Origin of the sequence: Moraxella caprae DSM 19149 (genome assembly GCF_000426885.1) — a bacterium.
Classification (GTDB): domain Bacteria; phylum Pseudomonadota; class Gammaproteobacteria; order Pseudomonadales; family Moraxellaceae; genus Moraxella; species Moraxella caprae.
Map to the genome: position 1 here is coordinate 1 of NZ_AUGF01000050.1, position 14602 is coordinate 14602.

The 14602-nt window shown below is 42.4% G+C and carries 19 protein-coding genes; 5 read left to right on the top strand and 14 right to left on the bottom strand.

From position 1 onward, the window contains the following. The 3 genes from K941_RS17375 to K941_RS15590 form a co-directional block, all read left to right on the top strand. Positions 1–191 (top strand): hypothetical protein (locus tag K941_RS17375; protein ID WP_036388185.1); only part of this gene is annotated, 191 nt, incomplete at its 5' end. A 103-nt stretch (positions 192–294) separates the two neighbouring features. Further along, positions 295–858 carry a hypothetical protein gene (locus K941_RS0110740; protein WP_029103623.1) on the top strand — a complete coding sequence of 188 codons (564 nt, stop codon included), beginning with the start codon at positions 295–297 and terminating at the stop codon, positions 856–858. Next, positions 848–4663, top strand: a complete 3816-nt coding sequence (locus K941_RS15590) for a calcium-binding protein (protein ID WP_051226023.1) — start codon at positions 848–850, stop codon at positions 4661–4663. Before K941_RS0110740 ends, K941_RS15590 begins: the two co-directional genes overlap by 11 nt. Before the next feature lie 200 nt (positions 4664–4863). On the opposite strand, the gene K941_RS0110750 is transcribed toward K941_RS15590, so the two are convergent. The 14 genes from K941_RS0110750 to K941_RS16520 form a co-directional block, all read right to left on the bottom strand. Then, positions 4864–5346, bottom strand: a complete 483-nt coding sequence (locus tag K941_RS0110750) for a phage virion morphogenesis protein (protein ID WP_029103624.1) — start codon at positions 5344–5346, stop codon at positions 4864–4866. 126 nt (positions 5347–5472) lie between these two features. Then, complete coding sequence (locus K941_RS16515; protein ID WP_051226024.1) at positions 5473–6699, bottom strand: phage head morphogenesis protein; 1227 nt, start codon at positions 6697–6699, stop codon at positions 5473–5475. Between the two features lies 1 nt (position 6700). After that, on the bottom strand, positions 6701–8176 hold the full coding sequence (locus K941_RS15600) for a DUF935 domain-containing protein (RefSeq protein ID WP_051226025.1): 1476 nt from the start codon (positions 8174–8176) through the stop codon (positions 6701–6703). Continuing rightward, the gene (locus K941_RS0110765; RefSeq protein ID WP_029103625.1) at positions 8177–9496 is read right to left on the bottom strand and encodes a terminase large subunit domain-containing protein; all 1320 of its coding nucleotides are present in this window, start codon (positions 9494–9496) and stop codon (positions 8177–8179) included. 30 nt (positions 9497–9526) lie between these two features. Further along, positions 9527–10072, bottom strand: a complete 546-nt coding sequence (locus K941_RS0110770) for a DUF3486 family protein (protein WP_029103626.1) — start codon at positions 10070–10072, stop codon at positions 9527–9529. A gap of 8 nt (positions 10073–10080) precedes the next feature. Then, a complete protein-coding gene (locus K941_RS0110775) occupies positions 10081–10386 on the bottom strand; it encodes a hypothetical protein (RefSeq protein WP_029103627.1) in 306 nt (101 codons plus the stop codon). After that, positions 10383–10703, bottom strand: a complete 321-nt coding sequence (locus tag K941_RS0110780; RefSeq protein ID WP_029103628.1) for a hypothetical protein — start codon at positions 10701–10703, stop codon at positions 10383–10385. Before K941_RS0110780 ends, K941_RS0110775 begins: the two co-directional genes overlap by 4 nt. Positions 10704–10706: 3 nt before the next feature. After that, entirely contained in the window at positions 10707–10919 is a 213-nt protein-coding gene (locus tag K941_RS17215; protein WP_029103629.1) for a TraR/DksA C4-type zinc finger protein, read from the bottom strand. Further along, positions 10916–11143, bottom strand: coding sequence for a hypothetical protein (locus K941_RS0110790; RefSeq protein ID WP_029103630.1), 228 nt, complete (start codon positions 11141–11143; stop codon positions 10916–10918). Before K941_RS0110790 ends, K941_RS17215 begins: the two co-directional genes overlap by 4 nt. Before the next feature lie 207 nt (positions 11144–11350). After that, complete coding sequence (locus tag K941_RS0110795) at positions 11351–11839, bottom strand: hypothetical protein (protein WP_029103631.1); 489 nt, start codon at positions 11837–11839, stop codon at positions 11351–11353. After that, a complete protein-coding gene (locus K941_RS0110800) occupies positions 11836–12654 on the bottom strand; it encodes a hypothetical protein (RefSeq protein ID WP_036388188.1) in 819 nt (272 codons plus the stop codon). The genes K941_RS0110795 and K941_RS0110800 overlap by 4 nt, the downstream gene beginning before the upstream one ends. Before the next feature lie 129 nt (positions 12655–12783). Beyond that, complete coding sequence (locus tag K941_RS15605) at positions 12784–13269, bottom strand: hypothetical protein (RefSeq protein WP_036388190.1); 486 nt, start codon at positions 13267–13269, stop codon at positions 12784–12786. 10 nt (positions 13270–13279) lie between these two features. Further along, positions 13280–13588, bottom strand: coding sequence for a hypothetical protein (locus tag K941_RS0110810; protein WP_029103633.1), 309 nt, complete (start codon positions 13586–13588; stop codon positions 13280–13282). Further along, positions 13585–13923, bottom strand: a complete 339-nt coding sequence (locus K941_RS16520) for a helix-turn-helix domain-containing protein (RefSeq protein WP_051226026.1) — start codon at positions 13921–13923, stop codon at positions 13585–13587. The genes K941_RS0110810 and K941_RS16520 overlap by 4 nt, the downstream gene beginning before the upstream one ends. A gap of 127 nt (positions 13924–14050) precedes the next feature. Here K941_RS16520 and K941_RS0110820 point away from each other — a divergent pair, with 127 nt between their 5' ends. Together K941_RS0110820 and K941_RS0110825 are read left to right on the top strand one after the other, a co-directional pair. Beyond that, positions 14051–14248, top strand: a complete 198-nt coding sequence (locus tag K941_RS0110820) for a helix-turn-helix domain-containing protein (RefSeq protein ID WP_029103634.1) — start codon at positions 14051–14053, stop codon at positions 14246–14248. 118 nt (positions 14249–14366) lie between these two features. Further along, a partial coding sequence (locus tag K941_RS0110825; protein ID WP_029103635.1) for a helix-turn-helix domain-containing protein occupies positions 14367–14602 on the top strand: 236 nt, incomplete at its 3' end.

A 14602-nucleotide genomic window follows, 5' to 3' on the forward strand; every position in this document is an offset into this window, starting at 1 on the left:
AAGGCTACACAAAACAATACTACGACCCCATCATCCTAGACCTAGATGGTAATGGTGTGGGTACGGTGTCTAAGTTTGGCGTGCTATTTATGATGAGCGGGGGAGCGATGTTTGATCATGATGGGGATGGTATCGCTACACAGGCAGGATGGGTAGCGGTGAATGATGAATGGTGGGAGAGGGTGGCGTAGGAGTGGTATTTTTGAGATTTATGTTGAGTATTTGTTTGTGGATTGTTAGAGATTGGTGTGGTATTATTAAGCTTATTCATAATTGATTGGTTTTGAGTGTCTAATGATGGATTCTAAGAGTTTGGATATAAAAATTCTACTGATTGTTTTTTGGGAAATGGTGATTTTTCCAAAATTTGTTTATATTATTGTTCCTTGCATTTTGTTTTCAAGCTTATTTTTTATCCCTGATAATTATGATGGTTTTATTGCATACGCTAAAACTATGGATGGAACAATTCAAAATAAATGGATTTATGACACTGTATTCTTTTACCAGATATTCATTTTATTTTTGGTTTTTTGCAAGAGTCTTATTTTAGGTTTGACAGATAGAAATCGGCAAATTATATCAACTTATGTAAGAAAAGTTATTAGAGAAAATCATGGTGGTTATCCGAACACAAACCCATTGCATTCTGCATTTTATTTTCTATTTCTAGCTTGCATATTTATTTTTTTTAATGTTTTTGATGAATATTCCGAATTTGAAAGAACAGACGTTGCAAGAAATGGCAACTATATCTTTAACTTTATCATACAGTTTTTTGTCAAAACACAACTTTTTATAGCATTTTTTTTAGCGGTCTTTGTCCGAAAAATAGAGGAGAATAAATATGTCTTGTAAAGACTTAAATAAAGGCAACTTTGATGATGGCGTAACCTATTTGGGTGCGACTTATGATGGTGCATGGAATACATTTAAATCTCATATGAATCCGCCAGATAGGTTGTCTGATGTTGGAAAATATAGCTTTTCCAAATTCGGCAATGGATTGACATTGCTGCAAATGGGCAACCATGCTTTGCATGGTGAGTGGTCTAATGTTGCACAAGATGTTGTTGTTTGGAAAGCTAGCTCTTTGGTATATGCTGGTATTGTCGGTGCGTTTGTGCCAACCATACCAGTTGTTATCGGAGCAACCATTGCCGCAACAGCCACAAGTATATACCTAAATCGTCTGATTGATGGGCTTGAATGTGATAGCCACGAAAAATTCAAACCACGCCCCGACGAATCCCCCACCCAAGGCTACACAAAACAATACTACGACCCCATCATCCTAGACCTAGATGGTAATGGTGTGGGTACGGTGTCTAAGTTTGGTTATCATGGAGCGATGTTTGACCATGATGGTGATGGCATCGCTACGGCGACAGGATGGGTGGATAAGTCCGATGGACTGCTTGTCCGTGATGTGAGTGGCGATGGCAAGATTAATGATGGGTCAGAGCTGTTTGGGGATAATACACGCCTTGCCAATGGCGAGCTTGCCACAAGTGGCATGGAGGCACTTGCTGACCTTGATGATAATGGTGATGGTGTGATTGATGCCAATGATAAGGCATTTGGTGAGCTAAAAGTATGGCAAGATAAGAATGGTGATGGGGTTAGCACTGATGATGAACTCATGAGTCTAGAAGAGCTTGGCATTGAACGCATTGACCTAAACAATAAAGAGGCTGTTAATAAAGAGGTTGATGGCGGTATCATTAAAGAACAAGCGACCTTTGTAAAGGCAGACGGTTCGGTTGGTACTTTGGCTGATGTCAACTTTGAGGCAGACAGCATTCATACTCGCCATCTAAATAAAGTAGAGCTAAGCGATGCAGTCAAGGCATTGCCAAGTGTCTATGGCATGGGCAGACTGGCTGACATACAGCAGGCAGCGATGAAGTCTGATGAGCTGGCTGATATATTAGGAAGATACAGCAAGGCAACCACAAGAGTAGCTCAAAAGGCACTGCTTGATGATTTGATGCTTGCATGGGCAAAGACAGATGTCTTATATGCTGACACTGATATTAAAATCATGAAACAAGAAAATATCAAATGGATAGACATGTCATCATCTACCATGTTAGGTTCATCAAATGGTGGGCGTGGCGGATCGGCAACCATCAGCGATATGTCTGATTTGTCAATATCAGAGACGCTAGGAAGCTCTAATTCATCATCTAATAAGAAGGATATACCCGTCCATACGGTTAGACTAACACCAAACCAAGCTTTGCCTGATTATATTGTCAACCAAAGACCGCCAGAGAATGCCGATGAAAAACTTAAACATCAAGTAAAATTCGTCGATGCAATGATGGGTATAACACCGACAGAATACCTATATGAAGTCAACAGAAGTCAAACCAAGGTATTTGTTGATAAATACAACGAGGTAAAAGACAGACTGTATCATAATCTATTAAATCAAACCATTTTAAAGCCCTACCTAGAAGCCATCGAAGTTTATACCAATGGCAAAGAGATGGTGATGGATTTTGGTAAGTTTGAATCCATGCTATTATCCAAATATCAAACTCGTCCATTAGAAGCCTTAGAGGACTTAAAGGATTTAATCAAGTTAAATGGCGGTGTTATTGAAGTTGGTGGTTATGAAAAAGCATTTGCACTACTCCAAGAATGGCGAGATGAGTTATCTGACAAATATAATCTCAAAGAGTATATTGATAAGATGTTTAAAGAGTTTGATGTTGCCCATGCAGACAAATCAAAACTCAATAACATCATCAGTCTAGATGATAAAGGTAATAAAACCTATAACGCCAATGCCAGTAATGATATCATCATGATTAATGCTAAAACTGGCAAAACCATTCATGGTGGTGCTGGTGATGATGTGATTGTGTCTGGTGCGGGCGATGATTATCTGTCAGGCGGTGATGGTCGCAATACTTATGTCTTTAGCAAAAACTGGGGCAAAGATTTTGTGCATTATAACAATGTAGACGATGGATACGACAAACTTGTCTTTGCAGGTGGCAACCATGCAGATTTTGATTTTTATCGTCAAAACAGCAATCTTATTGTCAAGTCAGGCGATAATCAGCTAACCCTATTAGGTGCAATGGATGCACGCTCAACCAAAGAAATTTATTTTAAATTTAATGACAAAATGATTTTACTATCGGAGGTCTTAGGGCAACCCATACAACATCTACCGATATCACAAAATGACATTTACATCAACGGATGGCGTGGCTCTGATATCCTAAATGGCAACACAAACAACAATCAACTCTTTGGCTTTGATGGTCATGATGTGCTTATCGGTGGTACTGGCAATGATATCTTGACAGGCGGTGCCGGCATAGACAGTTACCATTTTTCTTTGGGAGATGGTATTGATACTATCATTGAAGAAGATTATTCAAAAGAAGCAAGTCATATTATCTTTGATGATATGACTTCCGATGAGATTGGACAGGTGATTTTTAATGGCAATGACTTAGTTATTCACTATGGCAATGCTGACAAAATTATTCTAAAGAACTATCTAAATAATAGTAATAACGCTAAGTTAAGTATCGGTTTTGCTGACGATGGTGTTTGGTATCATGAAGACTTGATGTCTAAGGTGGTGTTCATGGGCGGTGATAGTCATGATGTTATTACAGGAACGCTAGATAATCATCTTAATATCATTAAAGGTTTATCTGGTAATGATGCCTTGCATGGCAATATCCATGCCATCAATCACATCGATGGCGGAGACGGCTTTGATACTATTTATGGTGGTAATAACCATGATATTATTCATGGCGGTGATGATAACGACACTTTGCATGGCAACGGTGGCAATGATATGCTACATGGCAATTTGGGCGATGATTTTCTTTATGGTGGTGAAGGTAACGACATCTTGGAGGGCAATGCAGGGCATGACACCTTATTTGGCAATGAGGGCGATGACATGCTCATTGGCGGTGATGGCAATGATTGGCTAGAGGGCGGAGAAGGTGCTGATACCCTCATTGGCGGTCTTGGCGATGATACTTATATTGTTGATGAATTTGACACCTACCTTGAAGAAGGCAAAGACTTAGAAGGAGGTTATGACACCATTCACATCGCCTCTGATTTCGATTTGTCCAGCAACAACTTTGAGGCGGTTACTTTGCTAGGTGATGGCAATTTTAATGTTATTGGTGATGAGTTTGATAACATCATCACGGCGAATGGTGGTAATAATCATTTGACTGGTGGTCTGGGTAACGATACTATTTATGGCAATTCAGGTGATGACACTCTTTATGGTAACGAAGGCAATGACACTCTTTATGGTGGTGATGGCGATGACCACTTAGACGGCGGCATGGGTGCCGACCTCATGGATGGCGGTCTTGGCAACGACTACTATGTCGTTGATAATGAGTTTGACAACGTTGTAGAGCAGTTCGATGGCGGTATAGACACCGTGGAGCAGCATATTGACCGCCCATTCTATAGCTTTGACGAGTTTGGCAATGCTATAAAAACAGGCTCTTACAACCTACTGTTTAATGATGTAGAGAATCTCATCTTAAAAGGCGAGGCAACAAAAGCCTTTGGTAATGACCTAGATAACATCATCACCCTAAACAACAAAGACAACTTAAACCCCACCACAATAAACCAACCATACACTCTGCAATAAATGGGATAATTCAAAACGATATGGGACAAGTTAAGACAGACCATTTTGCAAGGGCGTTACACTAGGTGCAACAAGTTGGGTGGGGTATAATTTTGAGTTTTGGGAAAAGACAGGTAAAAATGCCTGTCTTTTTTATTGTCCTATTTTAGCACATAAGCTCACGATAGCGGATCGATTTTTTTTAGGTGGATGGCTTTGGGTTATGTGCCAGATGTCAAGGCGGATAAGGCGACTTCTATTAACCGTCTATCACCATCACTTTGTAATTGCCCATCAGAGGAGACAGGTAAAAATGGGCGAGCGGGTAGTGTAACTGATTTGACTTTTGCAAAGCCGTTTGGCGTGGCAAAAACAAGATGAGATTTTTGTTTTGGGGTGATTGTACCACCAAAATGATGAATGCGGGCATAAATCATATTTGTGCCAATGGTGGCGGTTGTACTGCTTGCCGAGCTTGTAACGCTGTCTTTTAGCTCGCCTGTTTTGGTTAGGGTTTTGCCATTACCAAAGGCTTTACGCACCCACGCCTGTCCGCCAAAGGCTTCGTTTTCAAAGTTGTCGGTGGTCATTGTTTCTAATTCCGTGGCAAGTCCTTGCATAATGACACGGCTATTGCTAGCATTTCTTAATAATTGAGCCAAAGTGCGCTGGCATTGGCTGTCGTCTAGGTTGATAATGAGCATTGGCAAAGTTTCCTAAGTTTGGTATAATGTAGATATTCTGCAACAAGTCCTGCGTGGGCGGGGGGAGTAACACACTTAGGTGTGCCAGTTCGGTTACGGTTCGAGTCCGTCAAAGTTGCAGAATTTTTATTGGATTTTGGCAAATACATTGCCATCAATAGACCCTTTAATGCTGTTTAAATCTTGATAAAATCCACTTATCACTTCCGCCCCATTCTTGGTCATCTGCACCGTCAGCTTAATCACTTTATCATCAGGCATTTTATAAACAAGCAATAAATTGTTATTTTGAGTGTCCCAAAGCTCCCAGTCTGGCTTGCCAAACTCACGCACAATTTTTTGTAGTGCCACTTCGTCCAAAGCGTCATTGTGAGCGGTATGGCGTGTATTTTTGCGTCCCGTGATGACCTTATCACGAAAACCCACCACAGGCGATAGCTCGTCCAGATCAAGCCCTGTCTCATTTGCCAATTTTTCAAAGGACTTTTGGGGCAATACGCCCACCCCATAAGTCCGCCCCTGTACTTGTCCATTGATTTGGCTTTGTCTGACCCACGCCAAAAACCCCGCCACTCGCACATCAGATGCCATATCTTTGGCAATCTCTTGCAGAGCGTGTTTTTGCCCTAGGGCTTGTTTGGCTTTGTCATACCACAGTTTGTCAAATAAGTGGCTGGCAATAGGATTGCCACCAAAACCATTTTCGCCCAAAACTCGCTCATCACCGCCTTGTTTAATACCCACCTTTTCAGCTTGTTTTGTCGTGACTGCTTTGACAGTGCATCGGCAACTAAAGCCATTTGGCGGGTACGAGTGCGACCAAAATGGGTCATCGTGGGCATAGACCGCTCCATGCCTTGCCGAGTGGCTTGGACGGGTACGGCGGTCTAGGACAGCAGAATATTGCCAATAAGGGTGGGTGTCTGTTGCCTGTTTCATTCGCTCGTATTTGGCACTCATCACAGCCGTTCGGCGGTTGGTGTGATAAATGGTTCTAAGGCGACGATTTGAGCCCAATTTGACTTGTTCAAGCTGACCTGTTTTTGGGTTTTTTGCCAGTGTTTCGCCCCACCACCCTTGCTGTATCAAATAGGGCTTGATGGTATTTTCAAAACCCTTGTAGCCTGTGCCGTCTGTCATCGCCTGCTCAATGGCTTTTTTGGTGGTGGAGAGCATATCAAGGGCGGTCATTTTGGCGACTGTGAAACTTCGTGCGTGAGCCAGAGCGTGCGTGTCCGTCCAGTCCCAACCGATGTGTAAGCCCTTAGATTTTAAATGTTCAATGGCTTGCTTGGGTGGCATATCAAATAAGGCTTTTAGCTCTTTATTTGTGAGTTTATCAATACTACTCATCTTAATTTAGCCCCATTTCTTCTTGGGTTTGTAGGCGTGATAGCGTGTCGGCAATGAACAGCATTTGGGTCAGCTTGTCTTGGAGTTCATCAATGTTCATTGTGGGATAAAGACTGGCTAATTGTTCCAAAAGGGCGGTTTCATTGTCCAAATTAACACTGTCCAAACTGGTAAAATCATCTAGCATTTGCACCACTTGGGCGGTCAGCTCATCATCACTTGGCACGCCTATCGCCAATTTGTCAGACAAATCGCCCTGTAAAGTGAAAGATTTTTCACTAAAATTAGGGGTGGTTGGTACGGTGTTTGTAGGCATTGGCTTGGCATTTAGGGTAAATTCATCTGCCGATAGGTTATAAGCCCGCTCATAATAGCTTTGATTAAAAGACACGCCAAGAGCGGTCAAAATCTGGTCTCGCTCTGCTAGGGTTTTGTCACCCACCTCGTCTTCATATAGCACAAATTTGGGTGGACTTACCTTGTGAAAATTGAGCTCACAAATCCACGCCAAAAGCGTATTAAAACAGCTCTCTACCACTCGGCAATCATTATCACGAATGTCTTTTGTTACGGTAAGTCCTGCCATTGCACTGGCGTGGCTTGTGTCTTTTTCGGTGGTTTGGTCTTGACCCAGTAAGGCGATGTTAATCTCGCTACGGCAATAACGGATAAAGTCGTCAAACACCTGTGATGAGCCTGTTTTGCCTGTGGCTTCTTTGATTTCCACGCTACTGTCGTTGGGGATTGTTGCCACCGCATTGCCCATTAAGTCTTCTAGGGCGTCAAGGAGTTTATTGGTATCATCATCGGTATTAGAGCGAGGCTCGTGTCCGATAATCCAAGGACTGCCAAACTTTTCGGCAAACTCTGCCCAAAACTTTAAACCGCCACGCTTAAAGACGGTCGCCCAATACACGCAAGACAGCTCGGCTGTACCGTAGGGATTGGTAAAGCTGGCGTTGTTGGTGGGACAAAGGATTTTAAAGGGTGGTGGCGTGGTCTTGGTAATGCCGTCAATCAGCAAAAGCTCGCCATTGGCGTCAAAGCCTGCCCATTCTTGGGGGATTGCAATGAGTTTGACAGGTATCCAAACACCATTTTTAAACTGCCAAATCACTTCAATGGGCTGATAGCCATACAACACCGCCTCTAAAATCTGTCCAATCAACCCATAAATGTCTAGGCTGTCAAAAATCTGGTCTATGACGGCTTGCTGTTTGTCAGACAAATCACTGTCAAGGCGGTAATTTAAACCCGCCACACTTGCCTTACGACGGCGTACCGCCCCTGCCACAATGGGGTCAATGAGTAATTCACGATATGCAGACAAGCTGGATTTACCCAGTCGTCTTAGGATAATGTCAGGATTTGGGAGGATTTGGCTAAATCCATATAACCCAAAATAACGGTGGGCGGTGGCGATTTGGGTGGAGAGTTCTTTTTTGTCCAGTTTTGGGGCTTGGTTTTGGTTTGTCATTTAAAATCCTTGGGTAAGTTTGCTTTTCTTTTTAGGGTTTCGGCTAGATACTCGCACTGTGCCTGCATCATTGCTTGCTCCATATAGAGCCAAAAATAACGCCCAAGCTCGATCAGCATGTCCGCTATTGTCACTTTCAGCGATAAATCTTGGTGTGCCTGTCGGGGAGGTTACTTTTTTAAGTTTGTGCAAATCAGTTCGCAAGGCGGTGTCGCCCATTGGAATACGCACTTGCTTATCTTCAAAGGCTTGTTTGCCTGTGGTGGCTAAGACTAGCTTGGTGGAACTGCTAAAAATCACACCTTCCACACGGCTTGACCCATAGCGAAACTTGGCATCTTCCACGGGTTTCTCGCCAAGCCCTGTCTGGTCAATACAGCATTTGACGACACGGTAATTGTCAAATACTTCATCAAGCAGTGCGTCCTGCTCGGCAAAGCTAATACGCTTCCTTGCAATGATTTGCCTTGTCCAAAATACATCGCCCACCTGCTCAACTACCCAGATCACAAATAAGTCATTTCTAATGCCAATGTCCACGCCAACAAAGCACGCACCGCCTGTGTAGTTATCCATATCGCCAGCATTGGGGTGTTCTACACTGTCAATCAAATCATAAGACAGCCAAGCGGACGCTTCGTCCAACCATTTAAGCTCATATTCTTGTTGCCAAGCATCATTGTCATTTAAGCCTTCTTTTAATTCATCAATGTCTCGTGGCAAGCCGTCTGCCACGGCGGTATAAATGTCAGCGATGTGGCGAGACCACGCTTTATTATTTAAATCAGTCATCAGCTCATAAAATTTATTACCCTTGCCATTGGGCGTTGAGACCACACGCAATTTAAAACCAGCACTAATAACAGGAAATAGAGCTTTCCAAATGGTGCGACTGTCAGCGTGAAAGGCGAACTCGTCCAAAAAGACATTGGCACTAAAACCACGAGCGGTGTCGGGATTGGCGGGCAGAGCGGTGATTTTACTACCACCTGCTAAGATGACTTCAAGGGCATTGGTAGTGTTATCAAAGGGGACTTCTAGGACTTCGCATGCCATACCAAAGGCTTCAAGGTGCTTTTTAATGCCTTCGTTCATCGCTTCTTTGGCTTGGCATTCGCCCCTTGACAAGATAACCCAACGAGCCTTTTGACCTTTACTTTCTTTGTCCAGACAGTCGAGTACAATTTCAAGTGTGGTGGTAAAAGTCTTGCCTGTTTGCCGTGCAAACATACCAACTTTAAAACGACTGTTGTCATTTAGCCATTTTTGTTGGTAAGGATATAAGACGATGGCAGGGTCTTTGTTTGTGGACTTTGTCATTTTTTTAACCAATTTAATTTAAACCAACCTTTAGCCAATCAGTCCATACACTTCGGTACGAATGCGTTTTAGGGTATGTTCGTCTAGCGTGCCTTGTTTGCTTTGGGCTTCTAGTTTTTCAAAGGCTTTGTCCATATCTGCTTTGAGCTTGTTTTGGAACTGTTTTAGTCTGGTACTGGCGGTCATCAAAGGGGCGATATTTTTGGAAACTTTGCCCATTAAATCAAGTCTTGCTACTTCATCAAGCTCGTTGTTGGATAATTCGCCAATGGCAATTAGAGCGTCAAACACTTCGGTTTGTAGCATGGCAATGACTGCCTCAGAGCGAGTGTCGCTCTCATCAGACGCACCCTCGGCAATCAGTCGTGCCGCCTCGGTGCTTGCTTTGATACTGGCAAAGCGTTTTTGTACTTTTGAGCCGTAGCGATGGACGGCACTTCGGCTGATTTCATAGCCTTGCGATTTTAGCCAGTCGGCAAGTTCGGTATAGTTGCCAAAGCCATTGTCGGCAAGTTTGCGTTCTAACTCGTGGCGGACATCGGTGGGAAGTTTTTCTACACTGCTTCTTTGTGCCATACCGCCCCCTAAGATTGCCAGTATTTTTCAGGTCGTCCAATACCCAGCGGACAATCGGTGGTGTACTCGGCAATGTCCACACCTTGATAGGTTAAGTCAGCATACCATACGCCGTTTGGCTGTTTGGTAAGTTTGATAAAACTGGCATTGGATAAGTATTCAAGTTGCTGACGAAGTTCTAAGGCGGTAATGTCAGCATAAATCCCCCGCATCACATCCAGCAAAAAAATCTCGCTGGTGGTGTAGGGGCGAGCCTTGTGCAGGGTGTTGATGATATGCCAACGCATACCACCGCGGCGTGCTGTTTCGTTCATTGTCTTTGGCTCTCCATTTTGTACAGGTCGGTCAAGGTCTTTTGAATGCTGTCCATTTTGGCTTCTAGGACGGCTTGGTTACGGATATAATCTTCTCGTAGGACAAATTTTTCGGGCAGGACGGCTTTTTGTTCGGCAAATAAGGTTTCTAAATGCTCAACCTTGTCGGATAGTTTGTCTTGCATCTTTTGGCGTTCGTCTTGCTGGGCGGCAAACTGAGAAAGTAGCATTTTGCCAAAACCCCAGCACACCCCCAAAAATGACAATAAAAAGCCGACCAGTTGCCAAAAATCAATGTTAATAAAAGTCTTATCCACTTATTACCCCCTTACTTTTTGGGTTTCAAACTGGGTTTGGCACGCCACACACCTTTGACAACCTGCGACTTTTTGTTGCCTTAAAAGGGCAATGGGTTCATCACAGTCAATGCAATGGGTGCGGGTGGGTAGACTTATCTTGTGGGTAGCTTGTCTGATTTGATACTCCAAAATCAGCTCACTTTGTATTTGGGCTTTGTCTATTGTGTCGCTCACAGGCTCTCTCCTTTGGTGGGTGGGGCGTGGTTGCCCTGTGCAATCAGACAACGAGCAACCGCATAACCGCCAACTGAGCCCAAATAAACCAGCCAAAGCTCCCAATCGCTGGTATTTAGGCGGATAAATTGCACAGTTGCCACAAGACTTGCCACATTTGCCCAAAGGCGAGTGTGCGACAGCCGTCCTGTTTGTGGGTTTGTGATAAGGTCAAGAATTTTCATTGTCAAACTTATGCTAAAATTTGGGGGTATTATGCCAAGATGAGCGTGATAAGTCCTTTAAAGCGTTTTAAAAATTGCTTGGGTGGGTGGTTTGATGACAATAAAAAAAGACTTGCCAAAAACAAGTCTTGTTGGTATGATATGGACAGAGCTACTAGATAGCCAAAGCCCCCAAGTTTACGCTTGGGGGTTTGTTTTTTGTTATTTCTAAGGTTGTGGTCTTTTGTCTTTAATGGCTTCGTTAAACTTGTTTTTCCGAAAAGTATTTAGTTTACTAGGTAGACTTATGGACATCATTAAAGAAAAAGAAGTTAACCACAAATAAAAGTATTCTAAACAAACTAAGAATAGGCTATTTTGGTATTGTTTGTTATCTTTTAGTAATACAGCCATAAAGACAAATATCAATACTGCTAGATATAGATAAAACAAAAAATGTAACTTGTCAAAACGAGATTGATTGATGCTTTCTTGAACTTCTAGCTGTCGCCAATTCACAGATGAATCATATTCCACATTTGCAAACAGTGCCATAATTGCAAACAAAAATCCTGTTAAAATGGTAAAAACATTAATGATTACACTATTGGCATTAGGGCTAGCATGCACCAAAGGTTGTGCTACATAGCTAATACCACCAGCTATGATGATAGCCAGTAATATTAGCAAAGATAGGTTTTTTGGTAGCCATTTCATAGTTGGGTCAGATTTTTTTGCTGTAATTCATTAAAGTAAGTTACTAGTTCTGACAACACTGCCGCCCGACTTAATCCGTTGGTGTTGTTATGCTTGGATATGTACACTAATTTTGATAGCTTAACATCATCAGACTCAATAGTGTTACCTTTTTGGGTGATAATTTTAAAGTCTGCATTTTCTTCACCGATAACCATTTGTGCCTGCTCACGCAACTCTTTTTGAGCCTCTTGGCTAGCTCTTGTATTGCCATCTAGCCTTATTTCAACATTGACTTGCAAGTCTGCCTGATCTTGAATATCTGAAAGTTCTTCATCTTGGCGAAATAACCCTTTTAATCTACCAAATATACTGGGTGGGCTTTTTATGGTGGTATGATACGCAGTTAGCTCTGCCGAGATGGATTTAACACCCTCATCTTGTATCATCTGTATTTTATCATAGTTCGCGACAGATTTAAAACTAGGCTTGTATATAGGGCAAGTATCATCCAAGCTCTGACAATGCTCACTTAAAGCGTGTAGATAAGCAGCTAGGGCGTGTTGCGACATATTGTTATGACCGCAGAAAATAACATGTTGTCCATAAATAAATACGAAACATTCTTTATTCATAAAAGACTGATCTTGAGGCGGTGAAACCTCCTCCCCTTCCTCTGTTACATTGATGGATCTATGGCGGATGGTCTTAATACTTTCTGCCTGATTGCCTTTTTCGATATGAAGCAATAAACCACCATCTGTTTTGGTGGAAGATAAATCACGATATGTTATCTGTGTAACCTCGCCTGCACGGATAATCTCGGTCTTAGACACATTATCAGCAACAGCAAGCGACTGGCGTAAACACCGCTCCAAATCCAAAGGGTCATTATATTCAAAGGCTCTAAGATAATAGAGTTTTTTGATATTTTCTTGGTCATCATTTATTCTCCTATCAGAACCTTAAAACTCGCACAAAATCGCATTTTTATTACCAAATGGACTTTCCTGCAACAATCTTGGTGTAACCGAACCTGCACAGCCATACTTCTCCCAAGCAACCGCACAAACATTTTTGTCTTTTACAGCGTCAGCAATGCCTTGTGTGCAGGTATCCCCAAATGCAGAATCTGACGAGCGAATGTCTGATGCCTGTACCTTTTCTTGAACTTTTGACTCTGTATCCAACCTCATGCTTAAATTGTCGCACTCAGCTGTTGCTTGCAGTGCATAACAAAAATTATAAACCAGCTCTTTGTCTTCTTTGGTCGGTTCTTGTGGTGAAATTAATTGATTCTCGTCCTTGCTTGGTTCATTGATGGTTGCTTGCTCAGTAGCAGGCGTGGCGGTTTCTACGCTTGGGGCGACAGGCTCTTTGGTGGTGTCGGTGCTAGGTTCACTGCAGGCGATGAGTGCTAATGGGAGTAGCAGCGGTACAAATTTTTTCATAAAAGTTTCCTTAATCAAAAACATTATTTGTCTGTAATTCATAAACAGAAATCAGTTTTTTAACTTCATTGAGTTGATGCCATAAACCAATGTTATTCCCACTGGTACGATGTTCACTGTCCGCCACACTTTCTTTTAGGTATTGCAAAGTTAATGGTTTGCCAGTTTCTAAACACGCCCTTAGCCATGCTCCCAAATAGTCATCACAACAGTCATCTAGCCAACCTTGAAGTTCATCTTGCAACACTTTGGACTGCTCATTTAGTTCCTTTAACTGCTGTAACTTATCGGTTATCTCTGGTGTGATTTGAGATTTCATAGTTCCAATCCTTTCATAATAAATGCTCGTGTTTCGGCACTCGCCTGCCGAAAGCGTGTCAATAGTTCTCGCTCATCTGCATTTTGGGTAGTCATCTGCTCGCCCAATGCTTCTTGATAAGCGGGAAGCTGTTTTAAATCGCCAATGGTTCTGCCGATGCGAAAATCATTTAAAAGATAGTACGCTTCCATTCCCATTTCTATCATTAAGCCAAGCTGTTTGATGGTTGGACTGGATTTTTCCTGTTCCCAATCCACAACCGTGCGTTTTGACACCCCTATTTTTTCAGCAAATTGGGGTTGTGTCAGGTTCAATCTGGCTCGCTCTTCTTTCAATCTTGTTCCAAACACGAAAATTTTCTCACTTTTTTGAAAAAATACTTGAAAAGTGCAGATTTCTGCACTATCATATACACATCACACAAACTTATCTTAAATCACACATTTAACCATAGGAGTTGTTATGACTACCAAAACCGTTGAGCAGGTCAAAGCCGAGTACCGTGCCAAAGGCATTCCTATCGCCAAAGTTGCTCGTGAGCAAGGCTGGACACCCCAAGAAGTGTATAAAGTCTTTAATGGGCAAGCCAAAGGACACTTTGGGCGTTCGCACGACATTGCGGTATTTTTTGGCTTAAAACAGGGCGAAATGCGTGTCTAAAATTTCAGTATATTTTAGCACACATTTGCACATTTTACCATTTTAACCCCTTATTTTATAAGGTTTTAGGTGTTAGAAACAGTCGCGTTATTTACAGTATTAAGGTAAAATACTGCAAATGAACATACACAAAAACACAAGACTGCTTCCCCACCATAGGGAAGCCATTTGGACTGCTTACCACAAAAACAAGCAATCAGTGACTTCACTGGCACTCGAGTACAAAGTATCAAGACCTACCATTTACAAGGTCTTAAAACTTGCTCGTGTTAAACTGCTTAAACCCCAAACCAGTACCAACAATCGCTTTAAACAAGCCAAGTATGGCATTAAACGCTTAGCTAAGATTGAAAA

What these genes read in the sequence shown, in the direction of transcription:
- K941_RS0110770 (WP_029103626.1), bottom strand. Translation starts at nt 10,072, where the DNA reads ATGGCACAAAGAAGCAGTGTAGAAAAACTTCCCACCGATGTCCGCCAC.
- K941_RS0110740 (WP_029103623.1), top strand. Translation starts at nt 295, where the DNA reads ATGATGGATTCTAAGAGTTTGGATATAAAAATTCTACTGATTGTTTTT.
- K941_RS0110765 (WP_029103625.1), bottom strand. Translation starts at nt 9,496, where the DNA reads ATGACAAAGTCCACAAACAAAGACCCTGCCATCGTCTTATATCCTTAC.
- K941_RS0110750 (WP_029103624.1), bottom strand. Translation starts at nt 5,346, where the DNA reads ATGCTCATTATCAACCTAGACGACAGCCAATGCCAGCGCACTTTGGCT.
- K941_RS15600 (WP_051226025.1), bottom strand. Translation starts at nt 8,176, where the DNA reads ATGACAAACCAAAACCAAGCCCCAAAACTGGACAAAAAAGAACTCTCC.
- K941_RS0110795 (WP_029103631.1), bottom strand. Translation starts at nt 11,839, where the DNA reads ATGAAATGGCTACCAAAAAACCTATCTTTGCTAATATTACTGGCTATC.
- K941_RS15605 (WP_036388190.1), bottom strand. Translation starts at nt 13,269, where the DNA reads ATGAAAAAATTTGTACCGCTGCTACTCCCATTAGCACTCATCGCCTGC.
- K941_RS0110790 (WP_029103630.1), bottom strand. Translation starts at nt 11,143, where the DNA reads ATGAAAATTCTTGACCTTATCACAAACCCACAAACAGGACGGCTGTCG.
- K941_RS0110775 (WP_029103627.1), bottom strand. Translation starts at nt 10,386, where the DNA reads ATGAACGAAACAGCACGCCGCGGTGGTATGCGTTGGCATATCATCAAC.
- K941_RS15590 (WP_051226023.1), top strand. Translation starts at nt 848, where the DNA reads ATGTCTTGTAAAGACTTAAATAAAGGCAACTTTGATGATGGCGTAACC.
- K941_RS0110820 (WP_029103634.1), top strand. Translation starts at nt 14,051, where the DNA reads ATGACTACCAAAACCGTTGAGCAGGTCAAAGCCGAGTACCGTGCCAAA.
- K941_RS16515 (WP_051226024.1), bottom strand. Translation starts at nt 6,699, where the DNA reads ATGAGTAGTATTGATAAACTCACAAATAAAGAGCTAAAAGCCTTATTT.
- K941_RS0110810 (WP_029103633.1), bottom strand. Translation starts at nt 13,588, where the DNA reads ATGAAATCTCAAATCACACCAGAGATAACCGATAAGTTACAGCAGTTA.